The following is a 21,939-nucleotide window of genomic DNA, read 5'->3' as shown; positions in this document are numbered from 1 at the left end:
CTTAAGTTATTGAGCTTTTTTTCTTCACACGTTTTTTTATCAAATGCGTTGTTCCGTTATTCTTTGAATCAACAGACATACCGGAAGGTGAAATTTTTAACTGTAATTTCTCTTTTCCTCCATTTGATCTTTGTATCAATACGCGAACTGTGCCACCATTGCGCAATTTTCCAAATAAAATTTCGTCAGCTAATGGCTTCTTAATATATTCTTGTATAACATGATTCAATGGGCGTGCTCCCATCTGAGAATCGTATCCTTTATTGGCAAGCCAAGTCATAGCAAGAGGAGTTAATTCAAAACAAATTCCTCGATCAGCTAGTTGCGCTTCAAGTTGAAAAATAAATTTTTGTATGATCTGATTGATGATTAACTGAGATAAAGGTGCAAATGGTATGATTGCATCTAGCCGGTTACGAAATTCCGGTGTAAAGAGCCGATTAATTGCTTCAATGTCATCACCCTCACGGAGCACTTTGCCAAATCCGATAGCTGGCTTTGCCATATCTGAAGCACCAGCATTGGTCGTCATAATTAAAATGATATTACAGAAATCAATTTTTTTGCCATTGTGATCTGTTAACTTACCATAATCCATCACCTGTAATAAAAGATTAAATAGCTCTGGATGCGCTTTTTCAATCTCATCCAGTAATAAGACAGCATGAGGCTGCTGATCAACTGCATCTGTAAGGAGACCGCCTTGATCAAACCCTATGTAACCTGGAGGTGCCCCGATTAAGCGCGCCACTGTATGTCGTTCCATATATTCTGACATATCAAAACGTAATAATTCAACGCCTAAAGAAGATGCAAGTTGTTTTGCAACTTCCGTTTTTCCTACGCCTGTTGGTCCTGAAAATAAATAACTTCCTATCGGTTTGTCTGATTCGCGCAATCCTGCTCGCGCCAGCTTAATTGATGACACTAATGCTGAAATTGCCTGATCTTGTCCATAAACAACATGCTTAAGTTCTCTTTCAAGCTTGCTAAGCATCTTTTGATCATCACCAGAAATTGTTTTTGGTGGAATCCTTGCCATAGTAGCAATAGTCGCTTCAATTTCTTTAACTCCTATACTTTTTTTTCGTTGCTTTTTTGGCAAGAGCTTTTGCGCTGCACCACTTTCATCAATAACATCAATTGCTTTATCAGGTAAGCGTCGATCAATCATATAACGTGAAGATAACTCTACGGACGCTCTTATCGCTTCATCAGTATATTTGATCTGATGGAACTTTTCAAAATAAGGCTTCAACCCTTGCAAAATCTTAATCGCATCAATAACAGAAGGCTCGTTCACATCAATTTTCTGAAAACGGCGTTCTAAAGCGCGATCTTGTTCAAAAATTTTGCGATATTCTCTGTACGTAGTCGAACCAATACATCGAATAGTTCCGGAAGATAATGCAGGTTTTAAAAGATTTGCCGCATCTATATTCCCCCCCAATGTAGCTCCTGCTCCAATCAAGGTATGAATTTCATCAATAAATAAAACAGCATCTGGATACTGCTCAAATTCTTTCATAACTTGCTTTAACCGTTCTTCAAAATCACCACGATAGCGTGTACCAGCAATAAGTCCTCCCATATCAAGGGAAAATATCGTTACATTTGACAAAACTTCAGGCACGTGCCCATCAACAATGCGTTTTGCTAATCCTTCAATCATGGCAGTTTTCCCAACTCCAGGATCACCAACCAAAAGAGGATTGTTTTTTGATCTTCGGCATAACACCTGAATCATGCGTGAAATTTCCATTTCACGACCAATTAATAAATCAACTTTTCCATTGCGTGCTTTACAATTGAGATCAACACAATAACTCGTAAGTGCACTCGTTACCTTTTCACCATTGTCTGAAATCTGCTGATCCAATTGCTCTTCAAGCCCCTCAAGTAACATGGATAATCCCTCATCTCGCGTGATACCATGTGAAATAAAACGCACAGCATCATAACGTGTCATTCCCATCTCTTGAAGGAAATATGCCGCATAACTTTCGCGCTCAGAAAAAATTGCAACGAGGACATTCGCTCCTGATACTTCGTCTTTTCCAGCTGATTGAGCATGAATCACCGCACGCTGGATAACACGCTGAAAGAATGTTGTTGGTTTTGTATCTTCATCAGCTCTAATCTGTACATCCAATTCTGACTGGATATAGTTGGTTAAGCGCTCTCGCAATTCTTCTACATCTACCTGACAAGCTTGAATAACTGAATTTGCATCAGCATCATCTAACAAAGCAAGCAGAAGATGCTCCAATGTAGCATACTCATGCCGCGCTTGAGCAGCAATTGTTAATGCACGGTGCAAAACCTCTTCAAGACTAGGTGTAAAAGATGGCATAGTCCCTCACTTCCATACCATTACACACTGTAATGGATGTTCATTTTGACATGCGTATTCTCTAACTTGTACTACCTTCATTTCAGCAACTTCATAACTATAAATTCCGCATTCGCCTACCCCATTGTGATGAACATTTAACATAATATGTGTTGCTTCTTCGAAACTTTTTTTAAAAAAGTTTTTCAAAACAAAAACAACAAAATCCATAGGTGTGTAATCATCATTGAGTAAAAGAATACGATATAACTTAGGCTTTTGAATTTTTAGTTTAATTGTGGGCATTATAATAGCATCATGCCTGCTTTTATCCCAATTCTTGCCCTTTTCATTGTGCATAATGTGCGCTATAGGGTTCGTTGTTAGCTTCTGTACCATTGTCGTTTCTCGTGTAGCACATTTTTTATTAACATTAAGTTCTTCCATAACTATTGTAATACCTCTTTATGTGAAGAAGAAAATTTCCTACTATGGTTAGATTGCAAATCAAGTATGGAACCTCACAAAATAATTTCTGTAAATAAATTAGTAATACCGTTCGTCTAAATTGCATCAATAAGCTACAAAAAATAAGGAGCTTAACAAAAGATCTTTAGAGTAAATGGTGAAATAGGATAGTGCAAGTGTATATTAACTGCCAAAAAATTATGTATTGCTATAAAAAAATAGCAATTGTTTTTATTGTTTTAGCTTTTTCTTACTCTTGGGCATCAGCTACCCCTCAAGGTGCCTATCCTGATAAGTACGCTGCTATCGTTATAGATGCCAATACAGGAAAAACTTTATTTCAAGCTAACGCAACACTGAAACGTTATCCTGCTTCTTTAACAAAAATGATGACGCTGTACATACTCTTTGAAGCAATGCATATGCGTCGTGTAACACCAAACACACCAATCCCTATCTCACATTATGCAGCAACACGTCCACCAACAAAAATCGGATTTAAAGCAGGCCAAACAATTTCTGCACAAGCAGCGGCTAAAGCGCTCATTACAAAATCAGCAAATGATGTTGCTACTGCTATTGCAGAATATCTCGGCGGTAATGAAAAGAAATTCGCTCGAATGATGACAGCTAAAGCCCGCAAACTTGGCATGATACATACGAATTTCGCAAATGCTTCAGGACTCCCTGATACGCGTAACTATTCTACGGCACGTGATATGGCCACCTTATCATTGGCCTTGCGAAAACATTTTCCAAAACAGTATAACTTGTTCAAAATAAAAAGTTTTAATTTTCGTGGACATACAATTAACAGCCACAATAAACTTATCAAAATAATGAAAGGCGTTGATGGAATTAAGACAGGCTATACACAAATGTCAGGTTCTAATTTAGCAACTTCAATGCGTCTTGAGGGGCGCTCTATCGTTGCTGTCGTTATGGGAGGTAAATCGTCTACCGCACGTGATGAGCATATGGCCAGCTTATTGAACCAGTATTTCCCAAAAGCAAGCCGGATGAAAAGCGATAGAAATTTTATGGCTTCTTTACACTATAACTTACCCACTGGCACAAAGGCTCCTATACCGATTTTAAAAACTGAGCCAACCAATTTTGATGATGAAATTTCTACTATGCTGACAGCATTTGTAGAACAATCTAAAAATTCCAATATGGCAATAGCTGCTGTAAACCAAGCAATTATACCAATTCCTAACCCACAAAAAACAACGCCTATTGAGACTCATAAAATTGTTACGGCCTCTTTATCCACAGGCGCTGGGTGGGCCATTCAAATTGGTTCTCTGCCCAATAAAGAACAAGCACAAACTCTGCTTTTAAAAGCAAAAAACACAGCTTATTCTGTTTTAAAGAATGCGTCGTCACATATGCAACTGTTTGAAAAAAGTGGGCGTCGTTATTATCGTGCGCGATTTATAGGCTTTCAATCAAAAAAAACTGCATTCGATGCTTGTTCTACGTTAAAGAAAGCAAATTTTAACTGCTATACTGTAGCTTACTAAAGGTTTTCGAATTCTGCGTAAGGATAGTATCATGACACATAATGCTCTTGCTTCATCCCCTGAAAAAGAAAAATTATTGAAGCAATCATTTTTCCTCTCATTGCGCTCTCTTCACGATGCTGCAACAAGACTTGCTGGCTTAAAATATACTCCCACGACATTAGACACGCAGTCTCTTGTAAAACTTCTCATTTGCCAAACAACACGAAATCGTCGCCTCACAATGCCGCCTGTACGCATTCATTTACGCGTTGCTAGTAAAACCGGTAATGTACCGATTAAAATCCGTCTAGGTGCAACAAACGTTTAGTTATATAGGTAATTTTCGTAAGAATTATTTTGTTAAAAAATATTTTCTTGCTTACAAGCTCTAAAACCCTTTAGAAGATGTACTTCTTCATTTAATTTATAAGAATTGCGCTTGTAAATTTCTCTCCAACTCTCAGATCAACTTTTCCATAAAACCATCCCTTAGAGTGCCAGAAAATAGCAAATGTTTACTTATTTTTGGATTTGATACCCAAATTATCCTTGATATTCTTTCATAAGAAAAAAGTGGCTCCCAATGGATGCAAGCTTTTTAAATTTGTTAGACACTATCACAACAATTCAATGAAAAAAATTTTCTTCAATAACATATAAGTCCTTCCAAGAAACACAAACTCTGTACCAATTACCTAAACCGTTTTTTTTAACTCGTATTCTTTTAAAAACGCAAAACAATTTTAAGATACAACCCTTTACAGCTCTCCAGCCCAACTTCTCACCACCTCTCACGAATCGCCATAATCCAACAACCACTTTCCTCCTCCATACTCGCGCTTATACACCCAAAGGCCAGCGCCATCCTTATATTTGCCAATGTCCACGTGTTGTTACTACTTTTGCACTCACACAATTTGTTACACGCACGCCAACCCATCTCTCTCATTGCGATTGAATGGATTCTGCTGTTTTTTGCCAATAGTGAATGAAACTGAAATATATTGTAATATCAAATAGTCTGCTATGATACGAAAAATCATGATATATACTTAAATATCAACTTCTTAACTCTTATTCAATATATCTTTATAAATATAATTCATCGTTTTAACACTTGAGTAAGAGCCTCGAATATGGAAGTACCCTCTCATTTTTAATCTATTTTAAAGTAAATCAATAAAAATCGTTTATTAAGAAAAGACTAGAAACATACCTCTTTATGAGGCATTTCACTACAAAAACCGTTGGCGATACTGAGAGCTGACAGATATAATGAGAGTGTCTGCTTGCACTTTCACAAACAATAAACAATGTGTAAAAAATTTCTTAGATTAAGTACTTCTGCACACTTTAACAAGATATTGCATTGACTGCAAGGCCGGCTTTACTTGTTTCTTTATAGCATTCACTCATATCATGCCCTGTCTGACGCATTGTTTCTATACAAGCATCAAGAGAAACAAAATGATCCCCATCACCATGTAAAGCAAGAGAAGAAGCTGTCACCGCCTTAACGGCTCCCATCGCGTTGCGCTCAATACAAGGAACCTGCACAAGACCTGCAACCGGATCACATGTCATCCCTAAATGATGCTCAAGCGCAATCTCTGCAGCATTTTCAATTTGAGCGGGTGTACCACCTAATGCTGCTGTCAGTCCTGCTGCTGCCATTGAAGATGCCGTTCCAACTTCACCCTGACAACCAACTTCTGCACCAGAAATAGATGCATTGTGTTTAATGACACCACCAATGGCTGCAGCTGTCAGCAAAAAATTATGTATCCCCTGTCGATCTGAACCATCATTAAATTGAAGATAATAACGCAAAACTGCGGGTACAACACCAGCAGCCCCATTCGTCGGTGCTGTAACAACACGACCACCAGCGGCATTTTCCTCATTCACGGCTATGGCATATACAGAAAGCCAATCGTTTGCCCAAAGTGGATGATTGCGATTTTTCCTTCGATTTTCCAAAAGCTTATCATGTAATTTTTTAGCACGCCTTGGAACATGCAACCCACCTGGCAACTCACCCTCTTTTGAAAGACCTCTATCAATACAATTTGTCATAGCTGAAAAAATCTCATCTAGCCCTGTATCAAGGACAGAACGCTCCATCTTCGTCTCTTCGTTTAGACGCTTCATTTCAGCAATTGAAAGTCCTGATTTTTCTGCCATTGATAACATTTTACGTGCCGAATCAAAGGGATATGGCACCTCAAGGGTTTCTTGTTGTATATTCCCATGCATATGGCTTAATTCATCCTCAGTCACAACAAAACCACCGCCGATAGAATAATAAATCTGTCGCAAAAGAACATCTCCATCAGCATCAATTCCTTCAAACACAAGCCCATTAGCATGTCCAGGAAGGACTCTCTCTCGTTCAAAAATAAGATCACTTTGCAAATCAAACTGGTAAGCAGGATGGCCTTCTGGCTGCACTTTTTTTTCATGTGCAACCTTTTCTAACAGGAATCCCATAGAATCAGGATCAACCGTAGAAGCTTTTTCTCCCAAAAGCCCTAATATAACAGCTCTATCTGTAGCATGACCAATTCCTGTGAAAGCCAAGGAACCATAAAGATAAACACGTATACGAGAAACTTCAGCACTAGAAGACTGAGAAAAATTTCGTACAAAAATTTCCTGCAAAAACATATTAGCCGCCGTCATCGGCCCCATTGTATGTGAGCTAGAAGGGCCAATACCAATTTTAAAAAGTTCAAAAACAGATAAAAACACTCATCACCTTAAAACTACATATGGCTTGAGTATACGATCTTTTACCACACTTGTCTCATTTAAAATCAAATTGTGAGATAAGCTAAAAAGATGACAGCAATAAATATGAAGGTCGCTCGTCTTGCTACCAACCAACATTTTCTTTCTACAGCACTTTCCATGGCTAACCTTTGAAACTGACAATGATTTCCTCTTACTGCCTTGATGCGTTAGCGTAGTAAAGTAAGTGTTAATATGCAATATAAAAATCCAATAAGAATGAAAAATTCTCACTAAAATATTTTTCATCAAACTCTAAAATTTTATATTCAATAGTATAAAACATTCTATGGATATTTAAATAAAACGTACAAAGTTCTCAATTGGTTCGCGTTCAGTCTCAAAATTGTTTTCTGGAGCATTCCTATCGCGATAGCCAAGTGCCATACCACAAATAATTTGTCGATCAGAAGGCACAGATAAAAGGGTACGAATTTGTTTATGATAATCAGCAAAAGCAGCTTGAGGACACGTATCTAATCCAAACCCACGTGCTGCTAACATAATGGTCTGCATAAACATGCCCAAATCAAGCCAACTCCCCATTTCCATATCGTGATCCATTGTAAACAAAAGTCCAATAGGTGCACCAAAAAATGAAAAATTCCGCGCCTTTTGGTGAAGTATTTTTTCCTGTTCATCTTTTTGAATTCCAAGACTCTTGTAAAGATCCAAACCAATTTTTCGGCGCCTTGAAAGATAAGGCTCACGCCATTGACGTGGATAATAATGAAATTTACGCTCTCCTTTTACACCGGAGAGTACGAGTTGTGAGAGTTCTTGTCCTACTTGCTGTAATACATTCCCTGTAAGAACAATTACTTGCCACGGTTGGAGATTTGTTCCAGATGGTGCACGTGATGCAAATTTTAAGATTTCTTTGATCGTTTCCTGTGAAACTGGTTGATTAGTAAAAGCTCGAATTGACTTACGTGACAGAATAGATTGGAAAATATCAACAGTAGAGCCCTCTGTCATTGTTTTTACTTTCTCTTTTAAAAAGTGAACTTAAATATCGTTGTTTTCATATTCAAAGCCAAGGTGTTTGAAAACACTTCTACAATCCTTTTCATCCAACCTATTTCTCCTATACAACTTGTATATTGAATACTCAATTAATGACTGCTATTAGAAAGCAATACAGCTTATCTCTTTTTAATGGAGAAGAAGCCATTAGGAATGAATGCAATAAACTTTAAAATCAACGATTAACTCCCAATTCGGCTAAACCCTCAAAAAAAGTTTCCTCGATGTGTTTTAGGTCATGTAAAAGATCATCAATATCACGTTGCATCTGCTGTAAATCTGCCCGTTTTTTATTAATCCCTGCAATTAATTCTTTAAGCTTTTTCTCATCATCAGGTGGCTTTCCAACCATAGTCAACATATCAGATATTTCAGACAACGAAAATTTAACTCTTTTCGCACGTAATATTTGTTTTAATTTATGACGATCTGTTTGCGTATAAAACCGCATCCCCCCATGCCGGAAGGGTACCAGAAGCCCTTCTTCTTCATAATAACGCAAAGTCCGAGCAGTTATTGAAAATTCGCGAGTCAATTCACTAATTGAATAATATCCGTACATTTTATCATTCTGTTTTTATAAAATTTTAGTTAGCATTTTATTCTTTTCTTTCCTGAAACTTTTAATAAAGAAATACAGAGTTTACTCGTCATGCAAGCATTCTTTATAGAAGATATCAATTCCAAAAAAATTCTGGGAATATTCAAAATAAGTAGTTACCTTGTTTTCAGATAATATACCCGTTTTCCTCAACACATAGCGGCCATTATCCTATGCGCTCTTCGACTTTAAATGTTTTGGAAATAAACTTTCTATCTGACACAGAAATAAAAAACTTTATAAATGAAGCAGCAAAAAAGATAAATATCATTATAAGAAAACGACAACAAGCTACTAAGGATGCTTGAAACGGTAATAATCCTATAATTTTTACAGCCCTATTTATCAGAAAACACGTAACTTCTACATTTTGAGATCTAAAAAACGCCCTAATTATACCTTCGGGCGCTTTTGTATCTCTTTTTTTTAGAATGCATTCGAATCACTCAACAACTGCTTCAGTTGTCATATTCATCAACATAGCCTTAGCCATCTCATTATTGCTAGACTTACGCCGCTCATCTACAATCAAATCATCACGAACTGCAGCAATACGACGGATTTGAGCAATAGTACCACCCGTACCTGCAGGAATAAGACGACCGACAATAACATTCTCCTTAAGTCCTTGCAAAGTATCAATTTTACCAGAAACTGCTGCCTCAGTAAGAACCCTTGTTGTTTCCTGAAACGATGCCGCTGAAATAAAAGATGGTGTTTGCAGAGAAGCCTTCGTAATTCCAAGAAGAATAGGAGTACCAGATGCTGGTCTCTTCCCTTCTGCAATCAAATTATCATTTATTTCATCAAGTTCAATACGATCAACATTATCTCCTGGAATATAGCCAGAATCTCCAGATTCAGTAATTTCAACTTTTTGCAACATCTGGCGAACAATTACTTCGATGTGCTTGTCATTAATCAAAACACCCTGCAAACGATAAACTTCTTGAATTTCATTAACAAGGTAAGACGCCAAAGCCTCAACCCCCTTAATCGCTAAGATATCATGAGGAGCTGGATTACCATCAAGGATATAATCTCCTTTTTCAATTTGGTCGCCTTCTTGAAAGTGAAACAACTTACCCTTTGGAATCAAATATTCTACTGCTTCAAGAGTTTCATCATTTGGTTCAATAATAATACGACGCTTATTCTTATAACCACGACCAAATCGAATTGTACCACTGATTTCAGCAATAATAGCATGATCCTTCGGACGCCGTGCTTCAAAAAGCTCAGCCACACGCGGTAGTCCACCTGTAATATCTTTTGTCTTAGCGCTCTCCATTGGCAAGCGAGCAATAACATCACCTGCCTTGACATGAGAACCAGGTTCAACCGAAAGAATGGTTTCCACTGACATCATATAACGGGCTTCACCTCCCTTATACAATTTGGCAATTGTTTCACCTTTTTTATCTGCATGGATGATAATAGCTGGCTTTAAATCAGCCCCACGCGGATTAGCACGCCAATCAATCACCAACCGCTTCGTAATCCCCGTAGATTCATCAGCTGTTTCAGTAACTGATAAACCATCTATCATATCTTCAAAGCCTACATAGCCCTCAACTTCAGTTAAAACTGGACGTGTATAGGGATCCCATTCCGCTATACGTTGTCCACATTTAACTACGTCACCATCATCAACAAAAATATGCGCACCATAGCTAACACGATGCACCACGCGCTCTTTTCCGGACTCATCCTTGATAAGAATAGCTACATTACGCCCCATAACAACCAAATGGCCTTCAGAATTGCGAACCACATTGCGATTACGAATCTCCACCGTACCTTCATAAGAGGCTTCTAAATGAGATGAATCAACAACCTGTGCCGTTCCTCCTAAGTGGAAAGTACGCATAGTAAGCTGTGTCCCCGGTTCACCAATTGATTGAGCGGCAATCACACCAACTGCTTCACCTTGATTAACCGGTGTCCCACGTGCCAAATCACGACCATAGCATTTAGCACAAACACCAAGGCGGGTTTCACATGTTAAAGCAGAACGGATTTGAACAGACTGAATTCCAGCTTCTTCAATCTTAGCAACATCAGCCTCTTCAATCATCGCACCACCTTCAAGGATAACTTCTCCAGAAACTGGATGCAAAATATCAACAAGTGCTGTACGACCAAGAATTCTTTGCCCAAGAGATGCAACTATTTGTCCTGCATCAACAATCGGCTGCATAGTAAGTCCTTTTGCAGTACCGCAATCAACTGCTGAAATAATAGCATCCTGTGCAACGTCAACAAGACGCCGTGTTAGATAACCAGAATTGGCTGTTTTTAACGCCGTATCAGCAAGACCTTTACGTGCCCCATGGGTTGAGTTGAAATACTCGTTAACGGTTAGACCTTCCTTAAAGTTTGAAATAATTGGTGTTTCAATAATCTCACCCGATGGCTTTGCCATTAATCCACGCATGCCAGCCAACTGTTTCATTTGGTTAGCAGAACCGCGTGCACCAGAATGCGACATCATATAGATTGAGTTCATTGGTCGTTGACGACCCGTTTTGGGATCAAATTCAACAGCCTGAATACGTTTCATCATTTCATCCGCAACGCGATCCGTACATTTACCCCAAGCATCTACGACCTTGTTATATTTTTCACCTTGCGTAATTAGACCATCATTATATTGCTGTTCATATTCTTTAGCCAAAGCTTCGGTTTCTGCAACCAAACGCGATTTGCTATCGGGGATAACCATATCGTCCTTACCGAATGAAATTCCTGCACGACAAGCATACGAAAAGCCAAGTTGCATAATACGATCACAGAAAATAACTGTCTCTTTTTGTCCACAGTGCCGATAAACCTGATCAATCATTTTAGAAATATTCTTTTTCGTCATTTCTTGATTGACAATATCAAACGAGATATTTGGATTTTTTGGCAAAAGTTCCCCGATAATTAAACGACCGGGTGTTGTATCATAAAGCTTAGGAGCACAGTTCCCATCCTTGCCCATATTTTTAACACGGCCTTTTATCTTCGTATGAAGAGTTATAACCTTATTTTCCAAGGCGTGGTGGAGTTCACCTATATCGGAGAAAGCCATTCCTTCACCCGGTTCTTTTTCAGAAACAATCGAAAGATAGTAAAGACCAAGAACCATATCTTGTGATGGAACAATAATTGGCGCACCATTGGCTGGATGAAGAATATTATTAGTTGACATCATCAAAACGCGGGCTTCAAGTTGTGCTTCAAGAGAAAGCGGAACGTGAACCGCCATTTGATCACCATCAAAATCCGCATTAAAAGCAGTACACACCAATGGATGAAGCTGTATAGCTTTACCTTCAATCAGTATAGGTTCAAAAGCCTGAATTCCCAAACGGTGCAGTGTCGGAGCACGATTAAGCAAAACAGGATGTTCACGAATAACCTCATCTAAGATATCCCAAACTTCCGGATGCTCTTTTTCAACAAGTTTCTTTGCCTGTTTTACAGTGGATGAATACCCTTTCGCATCAAGCCGCGCATAAATAAATGGTTTAAATAATTCAAGAGCCATTTTTTTGGGAAGACCACATTGATGCAATTTTAGCTCTGGACCCGTCACAATAACAGAACGCCCAGAATAATCAACACGCTTTCCAAGTAAGTTTTGACGAAAACGTCCTTGTTTACCTTTTAGCATATCCGAAAGAGATTTGAGCGGACGCTTATTTGCTCCGGTAATCACACGCCCACGCCGACCGTTATCGAACAATGCATCAACAGCTTCCTGCACCATACGTTTCTCATTGCGCACAATAATTCCAGGAGCACGCAATTCAATCAGACGTTTCAAACGGTTATTACGATTTATAACGCGCCTATAAAGATCGTTCAGATCCGATGTTGCAAAACGTCCACCATCGAGTGGTACCAATGGACGTAGATCTGGTGGAATAACTGGAATCGTCTTCATAATCATCCATTCTGGTTTATTGCCAGATTCAAGGAAATTTTCAACGATTTTAAGCCGTTTTATCAGCTTTTTCTGTTTTAACTCTGAAGTCGTTTCAGCTAATTCGGTGCGCAAATCATTCGCGATTTTCTCTAACTCCATGCTCGCTAGAAGCTCGTAAATAGCCTCCGCACCAATCATGGCTGTAAATTGATCTTCTCCGAATTCATCAATAGCAAGCATATATTCTTCTTCCGAAAGAAGCTGATGCAGCTTAAGAGATGTCAATCCTGGTTCCGTTACAATGTAATTTTCAAAATAGAGAACCCGCTCAATATCTTTCAAAGTTAAATCTAAAAGTGTGGAAATACGACCTGGTAACGATTTAAGAAACCAAATGTGAGCAACGGGCGCGGCAAGTTCAATATGCCCCATACGCTCACGACGTACGCGCGAAAGAGTAACCTCTACACCACATTTTTCACAGATAATACCTTTATATTTCATGCGTTTATATTTACCGCATAGACACTCATAGTCCTTAATAGGGCCAAATATACGTGCACAAAAAAGACCATCACGCTCTGGCTTAAAAGTCCGATAATTAATAGTCTCAGGCTTCTTGATTTCACCGTATGACCAAGACAAAATCTTCTCAGGACTCGCAATGGAAATACGAATAGAGTCAAATGTCTGCGCTGGCGCTTGAGGATTGAAAAGATTCATGACCTCGTGGTTCATGCCGTTCTCCTTCAAAGATTCTTAGAACCTATTGTAATATCTCTTTAATTTTATCACAGATCTTAATTTAAAATCTATTTCTACTTTTTAAACTATCTGCGTTACCTTAATAGAAGTTTCTTTATTTAGCCTTCCAAGACAATAAGAGCGCACCCTTTTCAGTGCGCGCTCCCTGAATTATTGTTTTGCTGTATCAGATAACGCGCGTTGCGCAATAAGTTCACGCGCATCATCAAGTTCTACATTAAGAGCCAGTGAACGCATTTCTTTTACTAAAACATTAAAACTTTCTGGTATCCCCGCCTCAAATGTATCATCACCGCGCACAATTGCCTCGTAAACTTTTGTTCGACCAGCCACATCATCTGATTTCACTGTCAGCATCTCTTGCAAAGTGTATGCTGCACCGTAAGCTTCAAGTGCCCAAACCTCCATTTCACCAAAACGCTGACCACCAAATTGTGCCTTACCACCTAATGGCTGCTGCGTAACAAGAGAATATGGCCCAATCGAACGCGCATGAATCTTATCATCAACTAGGTGATGCAATTTCAACATGTAAATGTAGCCCACTGTCACCGGACGATCAAAAGGCTCTCCAGTACGACCATCATAAAGCGTAACCTGCCCTGAGCTATCTAAGTCTGCATCTTCCAACATCATATTGATATCAGCTTCATGCGCTCCATCAAAAACAGGCGTTGCAATTGAAACACCTTTCCTCATCTGCAGCGCCAATTTGTAAAGACTTTCATTATCATACTGACGTACTGATTCATTATGATTATTATCAGGCATAAGATTCTCAATGCGCTGACGCAAAGGAAGTATATCCCCAGTTTCTTGATATAACTCTACCAAATCGCCAATTTTCTTGCCCATACCAGCACATGCCCAACCAAGATGTGTCTCAAGAATTTGTCCAACATTCATACGACTAGGCACACCAAGCGGATTCAATACAATATCAACATGAGTTCCATCTTCAAGGAATGGCATATCCTCCACTGGAAGAATACGTGATACAACTCCTTTATTACCATGACGCCCCGCCATTTTGTCACCTGGCTGGATTTTGCGTTTCACAGCAACAAAAACCTTCACCATTTTCATGACACCAGGAGGCATTTCATCGCCTCTTTGAACCTTCTCAACTTTATCCATAAAGCGGCGTTGTAATGCTTCTTTTGATTCATCATATTGCTTGCGCAAAGCTTCAATTTCACTCTGAAGCTTCTCATCTTCAACAGCGAATTGCCACCATTGTGAGCGTGGATAATGACCTATTATCGTATTGTCAAGCTTCTTACTGTTCGAAAAACCCTTTGGACCTTCTATAGCAACTTTACCTATCAACATATCAGCAAGGCGCGCATAAACGTTACGATCAAGAATAGATTGTTCATCATCACGATCTTTAGCTAAACGCTCAATTTCCTCACGTTCAATTGCCATCGCACGTTCATCTTTTTCCACACCATGACGATTAAAAACACGGACCTCAACAACAGTTCCAAAAGTTCCAGGAGGCATTCGCATAGAAGTATCACGAACATCTGAAGCCTTTTCCCCAAAAATTGCACGCAGAAGCTTTTCTTCCGGCGTCATAGGACTTTCACCTTTTGGTGTAATCTTGCCAACCAGAATATCACCAGGTTGAACTTCAGCACCAATATAGATGATACCAGCCTCATCAAGATTCCTCAACGCTTCTTCTGCAACATTAGGAATATCGCGCGTAATTTCTTCAGGACCAAGCTTTGTATCACGTGCTGCAACTTCAAATTCCTCAATATGAATCGAGGTGAAAACATCATCGGCAACAATACGCTCGGATAACAAAATGGAATCTTCGTAATTATATCCATTCCAAGGCATAAAAGCCACAAGAACATTCCGACCAAGCGCTAAATCACCAAGATCTGTAGACGGACCATCTGCAATAATATCACCCTTCTCGATCCGATCGCCAACATGCACAAGAGGACGCTGATTAATACAAGTAGACTGATTGGAACGCTGAAATTTCTGTAAACGGTAAATATCAACACCAGATTTTGAAGGATCTAAGTCTTCTGTTGCACGGATAACAATACGGGTTGCATCAACTTGATCAACAATACCACCACGCTTTGCACTAACCGCTGCACCTGAATCACGAGCAACTATGGATTCCATTCCTGTACCAACAAATGGCGCTTCAGCGCGTACAAGCGGAACCGCTTGACGCTGCATGTTCGATCCCATCAACGCACGATTCGCATCATCATTTTCCAAAAATGGAATAAGAGCTGCTGCTACCGAAACCAACTGTTTTGGTGAAACATCCATCAAATCTACATGATCGCGCGGCGCCATCAAAACTTCACCTGCATGACGACAAACAACAAATTCTTCTGTAAAGCGTCCTTCAGCATCCAATGAAGAATTGGCTTGAGCTACATAATGCTTTGATTCCTCCATAGCAGATAGATAAATAACTTCTGTTGTCACCTTACCATCAATGATTTTGCGATATGGACTTTCAATAAAACCATACTTGTTAACCCGTGCAAATGTTGCCAAGGAATTAATCAGACCAATATTAGGACCTTCTGGCGTTTCAATCGGACAAATACGACCATAATGCGTAGGATGTACGTCACGAACTTCAAAACCCGCACGTTCACGAGTCAAACCACCTGGACCAAGAGCAGAAAGACGGCGCTTATGGGTAATCTCTGATAATGGATTGGTTTGATCCATAAACTGCGATAATTGTGAAGATCCAAAAAATTCGCGAACCGCTGCTGCCGCAGGTTTTGCGTTTATCAAGTCCTGTGGCATGACTGTATCAATTTCAACCGATGACATCCGCTCTTTTATCGCGCGCTCCATACGGAGTAAACCAATGCGATACTGATTTTCCATCAATTCTCCAACCGAACGAACACGACGATTACCAAGATTATCAATATCATCAATCTCACCACGACCATCACGCAACTCAACTAACATCTTAACAACAGCAAGAATATCTTCTTGACGCAAAACGCGAACCGTATCTAAACAATCAAGATCCATGCGTAAATTCATCTTAACACGCCCAACAGCCGAAAGATCATAGCGCTCCGGATCAAAAAACAACGAATGGAACATAGCTTCTGCTGTATCCATTGTTGGTGGCTCACCTGGACGCATTACCCGATAAATATCAAACAACGCATCCTGCCGGCTCTCATTTTTATCTGCTTTTAGAGTATTACGAATATATGCCCCAATATTCATGTGATCAATATCAAGGATATCGATTTGATCCGCATTAACGTCAAACAAAATCTTTAATATTTTTTCGTCAATTTCATCACCAGCTTCAAGATAAATCTCACCTGTTTGGTAATTGACTATATCTTCCGCTAAATAGCATCCTAATAAATCATCTTCACTGACCTTAACCGCCTTGAGACCTTTTTCTGCCAAAGATTTTGCAATACGAACCGTTATCTTTTGACCAGCCTCAGCAACAACTTCACCACTATCTGCATCTATAAGATCAGAAACGAGCTTCATCCCTTTAAAATGATCAACAGAATAAGGAATACGCCATCCGTCTCCATCTCGCTCATAAGTAATTTTATTATAAAACGTGGATAAAATATCTGATGCATCCATGCCCAACGCCATTAAAAGACTCGTAATAGGAATCTTACGCCGCCGATCAATACGCGCATAAATGATGTCCTTAGCATCAAATTCAATATCGAGCCAAGAGCCACGATAAGGGATAACGCGAGCGGCAAAAAGAAATTTTCCTGATGAATGCGATTTTCCCTTATCATGATCAAAAAAGACACCTGGAGAACGATGCATCTGCGAAACAATAACACGCTCGGTACCGTTAATAATAAAGGTACCATTCGTCGTCATTAAAGGCATGTCGCCCATATAAACGCCCTGCTCTTTAATATCTTTTATATCCTTTGAGCCTGTATCCTCATCAACATCAAAAACAATTAAACGCAATATCACCTTTAATGGTGCAGCATAAGTCAAATCACGCTGACGGCATTCTTCAACATCAAATTTTGGTAAATCAAATTCATAACCAACAAACTCGAGCATAGCTGTACCGGAAAAATCCGAAATAGGAAATACCGATTTAAAAACAGCCTGCAAACCTTCATCTGGTCGTCCACCTTTCGGTTCCTCAACCATGAGAAACTGATCGTATGACGCTTTTTGAACCTCAATAAGATTCGGCATCTCTGCCACTTCAGGAATCTTACCAAAAAATTTGCGTACGCGCTTACGACCATTGAATTGAGACATCATCGCTAGGGTCTGAGCCATCGTCGCTCCTTGATTTTTACTCTCCAAGGTAGACTAAACCTTGAAAGCTTTATGTCATTAACCTGCACATGCAGACCAGTTCACTTGATACCCAATATGAGTATCACCAATTTGCCCCACTAACTCAAGCCATCTGTTCACTTGGCTCCACAATGAGGGGGCTAAAATAAACCCTATCCCTATTACAGCTACTGGACTGTTGGGAAAAAGTTTTTACTGATTTTTTCCCTTTTTTCAGGAGACAGGAAATCGGCGAACATAAATGCTCGCCGATAAAATAAAATTTACTTAAATTCAACTTTAGCACCAGCAGCTTCAAGTTGCGCTTTAATCTTTTCCGCTTCGTCTTTAGAAGCTCCCTCTTTAATAGGTTTAGGCGCCCCTTCAACAAGATCTTTAGCCTCTTTAAGACCAAGCCCAGTAAGAGCACGAACTTCCTTAATGACATTAATTTTTTGTGCACCACCTTCAACAAGAATAACATCAAATTCTGTTTTTTCTTCAGCAGCTGGAGCAGCAGCACCAGCAACAGCAGCTACAGCTACAGGAGCAGCAGCAGAAACACCCCATTTCTCTTCAAGCAACTTAGAAAGCTCAGCAGCTTCCAAAAGGGTGAGGTTAGAAAGGTCTTCTACGATCTTCGCTAGATCAGCCATTTTTAAATTCCTTCAATTAAAAGATTTGAACCATTATTTAACTTATTCAAAAAAACAGAAAAGCACCAAAGCTCTTCCATAAATGTGAATACCAAACAGCCTTAAGCCGCCTTATCCTCCTGAGCATATGCTCCAATGACACGCGCAACCTGACCAGCAGGTGCATTAACAACCTGTGCAATACGGGCCGCAGGAGTAGAAATCATACCTACGAGTTTTGCCCGCAACTCATTCAGTGAAGGCAATGAAGCCAATGACTTCACAGCATCTACACTTAAATTTGTTGCACCCATTGAACCGCCAAGGATGACAAATTTGTCATTGCTTTTCGCAAAATCAACAGCAACTTTCGGTGCTGTAATTGGATCTTCTGAATAAGCAATAAGTGTTTGCCCAGTAAACAAACCCACTATCGATTCAGATTCCGTGCCCTGAAGAGCGATTTTAGCAAGACGGTTTTTGGCGACTTTAACGGCACCGCCAGCTTCACCCATTTTCGAACGAAGATCATTCATTTGTGAAACTGTCAGACCGGAATAATGTGCAACAACAACAGAACCAGACTTTCGAAAAGCCTCGTTAAGCCACGTAACAAATTCGCGTTTCTCCGCTCTATTCACTTTCTCTCTCCATTTAACAGACTTGCTTAAAACAAACCTGTTGGTTACCTTTGACAACATAAGAATATCTTATGCTATCGACGAGGATCCTGTCCCCTTTTTCACGCAGAGCGATCAAAGGCAACCTTGGCTCAAACCCTTTAAGTTTTTTAACTCTCAGTTTTTACCCCCAGTCTCATGCAGGTTTTTTTGATTAAGATACTCAAATAGTATCACCCACAATCTCGGACAGGATATTCCGGAATTTCTTCCGGTACAACCCAAGCTTTACAAAGCTTAGATAGCCAAATGCCGACAAAAATCGACACTGTAAATACAATCTTAATATTCATATACCCCAAAACAAAATTTTAAACCTTCTCAGACTTACTCCGAACGAACAGTCACAGGATCCACTTTAACTCCAATCCCCATAGTCGAAGAAACTGCAACACGCTTAATATACTCACCTTTCGCACCTTGCGGCTTAGCTTTCATAACAGCACTAGCAAAAGCTGTAATATTTTCTACTATTTTCTCAACCCCAAAAGAAGCCTTACCAATACCAGCATGAACAATACCAGCTTTTTCAGCACGAAATTCAACAGCACCACCTTTAGAAGCTTTGACAGCACTAGCAACATCAAGCGTTACAGTACCAACTTTTGGATTTGGCATCAAACTTCGTGGACCAAGAATCTTACCAAGACGACCAACAAGTGGCATCATATCTGGCGTAGCAATACAACGATCAAAATCTATTGTTCCACCATTAACACTTTCAAATAAATCCTCAGCTCCCACAATATCAGCACCAGCAGCTTTAGCTTCATCTGCTTTGTCTCCACGCGCGAAAACAGCGACGCGTACATTTCGCCCAGTCCCATTAGGTAAATGAGCAACGCCTCGAACCATTTGATCTGCATGACGAGGATCAACACCTAAGTTCATTGAAATCTCAATTGTTTCATCAAACTTAGCAATCGCACGCTCTTTGACCATCGAGACGGCATCTTTTAAAGTGTAAAGTTCATTAAAATTAACATCTTTACGGATGTTTTTTACTCTCTTTGCTATTTTTCCCATAACGTTAGCCCACCACTTCTAAGCCCATAGAGCGAGCAGAACCTTCAACCATGCGCATCGCCGCCTCAATATCATTTGCGTTAAGATCCTTCATTTTTGCTTGTGCAATTGAACGAACTTTATCACGAGAGATACTCCCTACAGAAATCTTACCAGGCTCTTTCGAACCAGATTTTAAATTCGCTTCCTTCTTCAAGAAAAACGATATGGGAGGCGTCTTTAAAGAGAAAGTGAAAGACTTATCTTGATAATAAGTGATAACTACTGGAATCGGTGCCCCCTTCTCCATTTCTTGCGTAGCTGCATTAAAAGCCTTACAGAATTCCATAATATTAATACCGCGCTGCCCAAGAGCAGGACCAATCGGTGGAGATGGGGTAGCAGCTCCCGCAGGAACCTGCAACTTAAGCTGACCTATACTTTTTTTTGCCATAACAATCTGCCTTCAATTTCACTGGTAAGCTGACAATTCACCCTGTCTGCTACCCGCCGCAGTCAAGTGGTCCGGATCATCAAGCCGACAAAAGCCATAAATCACCTCCCACAAATTACTTAAAGTGATTAAAAACCACTCTAAATCTAATCAAAGTTTTTCAACCTGACCAAACTCCAAATCAACAGGCGTAGGACGCCCAAAAATCAATACCTCAACCTTAAGACGAGAACGCTCTTCTTCAACCTCTTGAACAATACCATTAAATGAAACAAAAGGACCATCAGCAACACGAACTTGCTCCCCAACCTCAAACAATACGGAAGCTTTTGGAGAGTCAACCCCCTCCTGAACCTGTTTAAGAATTTGCTCAATTTCCCGATCAGAAATGGGAACAGGACGCGCATCTGATCCCAAAAAGCCCGTCACTTTAGGAGTATTCTTAATGAGATGATAAACCTCATCCGTCAACTCAGCACAAACAAGAACGTACCCAGGAAAAAACTTTCGCTCAGCATCAACCTTACGCCCACGACGAACCTCTACAACACGCTCCGTTGGAACAAAAATCTTTTCAAATAGATGATCAAGTCCCTTTTGCTTTGCTTCCTTTTCAATAGCTTCCGCTACCTTCTTCTCAAAATTTGAATATGCTTGAACAATATACCAACGAGCAGCCACAGTCACACTTCCTTGCACTATCAACTAAAAAGATACTTTAGAAGATCAATCCCTCGCCAAACACTAAAATGCATAACCTGATCCACAATAAAAAAGAAAGCTGAGGCCAATGCAGTTACCAATAATACCATAACAGTAGAAATCACTGTCTCACGACGAGCAGGCCACTTTACTTTAACTGTTTCTGCATAAACCTGTTTTAAAAAGGTAATCGGATTGGGTTTAGATGTCATCAGTCACACTATATACTTTCTAACCTTATTATGATTTATACGATATAAATAAATATAACAAAAAATGCAAAAAACCAATCTTCAGCCTTATGCAGCTTCCTCATTCTCTACTCAATACCGATTCATACACAAAAAAACAAGCCCTATGCAAAAAAAAGCGAAAAAGGCAGGAAAACTCACCTCCTCACAGTTGAAATCTCATTCTCCCTTGGCAGGGGCAGCAGGACTTGAACCCGCGACCTGCGGTTTTGGAGACCGCCGCTCTACCAACTGAGCTATACCCCTAACTCTCAAAATTAAAATATCTTCAACAACCCTTAATAACTATTATTTATTCAATGATCTTAGAAACGATTCCTGCACCGACAGTACGACCGCCTTCACGAATAGCAAAACGAAGCTTCTCTTCCATGGCAATTGGAACAATCAAAGAAATATCCATCGCAACATTATCACCAGGCATAACCATCTCTGTTCCTTCTGGAAGCGTAACAATCCCCGTAACATCCGTTGTACGGAAGTAAAATTGAGGACGATAATTCG

At 39.7% G+C, this 21,939-nt stretch carries 16 protein-coding genes and 1 tRNA gene; 2 read left to right on the top strand and 15 right to left on the bottom strand.

What is annotated here, in order from left to right:
• Position 1 precedes the first annotated feature (1 nt).
• Together clpA and clpS are read right to left on the bottom strand one after the other, a co-directional pair.
• Positions 2–2,353: an ATP-dependent Clp protease ATP-binding subunit ClpA gene (clpA, locus tag GQO39_RS03540; protein WP_156850971.1), complete on the bottom strand. Its 2,352-nt coding sequence runs from the start codon at positions 2,351–2,353 to the stop codon at positions 2–4.
• Positions 2,354–2,359: 6 nt separating this feature from the next.
• Positions 2,360–2,731, bottom strand: coding sequence for an ATP-dependent Clp protease adapter ClpS (gene clpS, locus GQO39_RS03535; RefSeq protein WP_156851000.1), 372 nt, complete (start codon positions 2,729–2,731; stop codon positions 2,360–2,362).
• A gap of 245 nt (positions 2,732–2,976) precedes the next feature.
• Here clpS and GQO39_RS03530 point away from each other — a divergent pair, with 245 nt between their 5' ends.
• The gene (locus GQO39_RS03530) at positions 2,977–4,326 is read left to right on the top strand and encodes a D-alanyl-D-alanine carboxypeptidase (protein ID WP_156850970.1); all 1,350 of its coding nucleotides are present in this window, start codon (positions 2,977–2,979) and stop codon (positions 4,324–4,326) included.
• Positions 4,327–4,357: 31 nt separating this feature from the next.
• Positions 4,358–4,636, top strand: a complete 279-nt coding sequence (locus GQO39_RS03525; RefSeq protein WP_007551977.1) for a hypothetical protein — start codon at positions 4,358–4,360, stop codon at positions 4,634–4,636.
• 1,025 nt (positions 4,637–5,661) lie between these two features.
• Here the strand turns inward: GQO39_RS03525 and GQO39_RS03520 are convergent.
• The 13 genes from GQO39_RS03520 to GQO39_RS03460 all read right to left on the bottom strand — a co-directional run.
• Positions 5,662–7,059, bottom strand: a complete 1,398-nt coding sequence (locus GQO39_RS03520) for an L-serine ammonia-lyase (protein ID WP_156850969.1) — start codon at positions 7,057–7,059, stop codon at positions 5,662–5,664.
• A gap of 336 nt (positions 7,060–7,395) precedes the next feature.
• Positions 7,396–8,076 carry a nitroreductase gene (locus GQO39_RS03515; RefSeq protein ID WP_156850968.1) on the bottom strand — a complete coding sequence of 227 codons (681 nt, stop codon included), beginning with the start codon at positions 8,074–8,076 and terminating at the stop codon, positions 7,396–7,398.
• Positions 8,077–8,299: 223 nt separating this feature from the next.
• Positions 8,300–8,686 carry a MerR family transcriptional regulator gene (locus GQO39_RS03510; protein WP_156850967.1) on the bottom strand — a complete coding sequence of 129 codons (387 nt, stop codon included), beginning with the start codon at positions 8,684–8,686 and terminating at the stop codon, positions 8,300–8,302.
• A 481-nt stretch (positions 8,687–9,167) separates the two neighbouring features.
• Complete coding sequence (gene rpoC, locus GQO39_RS03505) at positions 9,168–13,379, bottom strand: DNA-directed RNA polymerase subunit beta' (protein WP_007551981.1); 4,212 nt, start codon at positions 13,377–13,379, stop codon at positions 9,168–9,170.
• 177 nt (positions 13,380–13,556) lie between these two features.
• A complete protein-coding gene (rpoB, locus tag GQO39_RS03500; RefSeq protein WP_156850966.1) occupies positions 13,557–17,708 on the bottom strand; it encodes a DNA-directed RNA polymerase subunit beta in 4,152 nt (1,383 codons plus the stop codon).
• Between the two features lie 284 nt (positions 17,709–17,992).
• Entirely contained in the window at positions 17,993–18,364 is a 372-nt protein-coding gene (rplL, locus tag GQO39_RS03495) for a 50S ribosomal protein L7/L12 (RefSeq protein WP_007551985.1), read from the bottom strand.
• A 101-nt stretch (positions 18,365–18,465) separates the two neighbouring features.
• Positions 18,466–18,984, bottom strand: coding sequence for a 50S ribosomal protein L10 (gene rplJ, locus GQO39_RS03490; RefSeq protein ID WP_156850965.1), 519 nt, complete (start codon positions 18,982–18,984; stop codon positions 18,466–18,468).
• A 366-nt stretch (positions 18,985–19,350) separates the two neighbouring features.
• Positions 19,351–20,049, bottom strand: coding sequence for a 50S ribosomal protein L1 (gene rplA / locus GQO39_RS03485; RefSeq protein WP_156850964.1), 699 nt, complete (start codon positions 20,047–20,049; stop codon positions 19,351–19,353).
• 4 nt (positions 20,050–20,053) lie between these two features.
• A complete protein-coding gene (gene rplK, locus GQO39_RS03480; protein WP_156850963.1) occupies positions 20,054–20,482 on the bottom strand; it encodes a 50S ribosomal protein L11 in 429 nt (142 codons plus the stop codon).
• A gap of 150 nt (positions 20,483–20,632) precedes the next feature.
• Positions 20,633–21,163, bottom strand: coding sequence for a transcription termination/antitermination protein NusG (gene nusG, locus GQO39_RS03475; protein WP_007551988.1), 531 nt, complete (start codon positions 21,161–21,163; stop codon positions 20,633–20,635).
• A 20-nt stretch (positions 21,164–21,183) separates the two neighbouring features.
• The gene (gene secE, locus GQO39_RS03470) at positions 21,184–21,396 is read right to left on the bottom strand and encodes a preprotein translocase subunit SecE (RefSeq protein ID WP_156850962.1); all 213 of its coding nucleotides are present in this window, start codon (positions 21,394–21,396) and stop codon (positions 21,184–21,186) included.
• 209 nt (positions 21,397–21,605) lie between these two features.
• Positions 21,606–21,681, bottom strand: a tRNA-Trp gene (locus GQO39_RS03465).
• Between the two features lie 46 nt (positions 21,682–21,727).
• Positions 21,728–21,939 (bottom strand): EF-Tu C-terminal domain-related protein (locus GQO39_RS03460; RefSeq protein WP_500789580.1); only part of this gene is annotated, 212 nt, incomplete at its 5' end.

It is taken from the genome of Bartonella refiksaydamii, assembly GCF_902652675.1.
Lineage (GTDB): Bacteria > Pseudomonadota > Alphaproteobacteria > Rhizobiales > Rhizobiaceae > Bartonella > Bartonella refiksaydamii.
The sequence above is the reverse complement of the archived record's forward strand: the minus strand, read 5'-3'. Positions and strand labels throughout refer to the sequence as shown.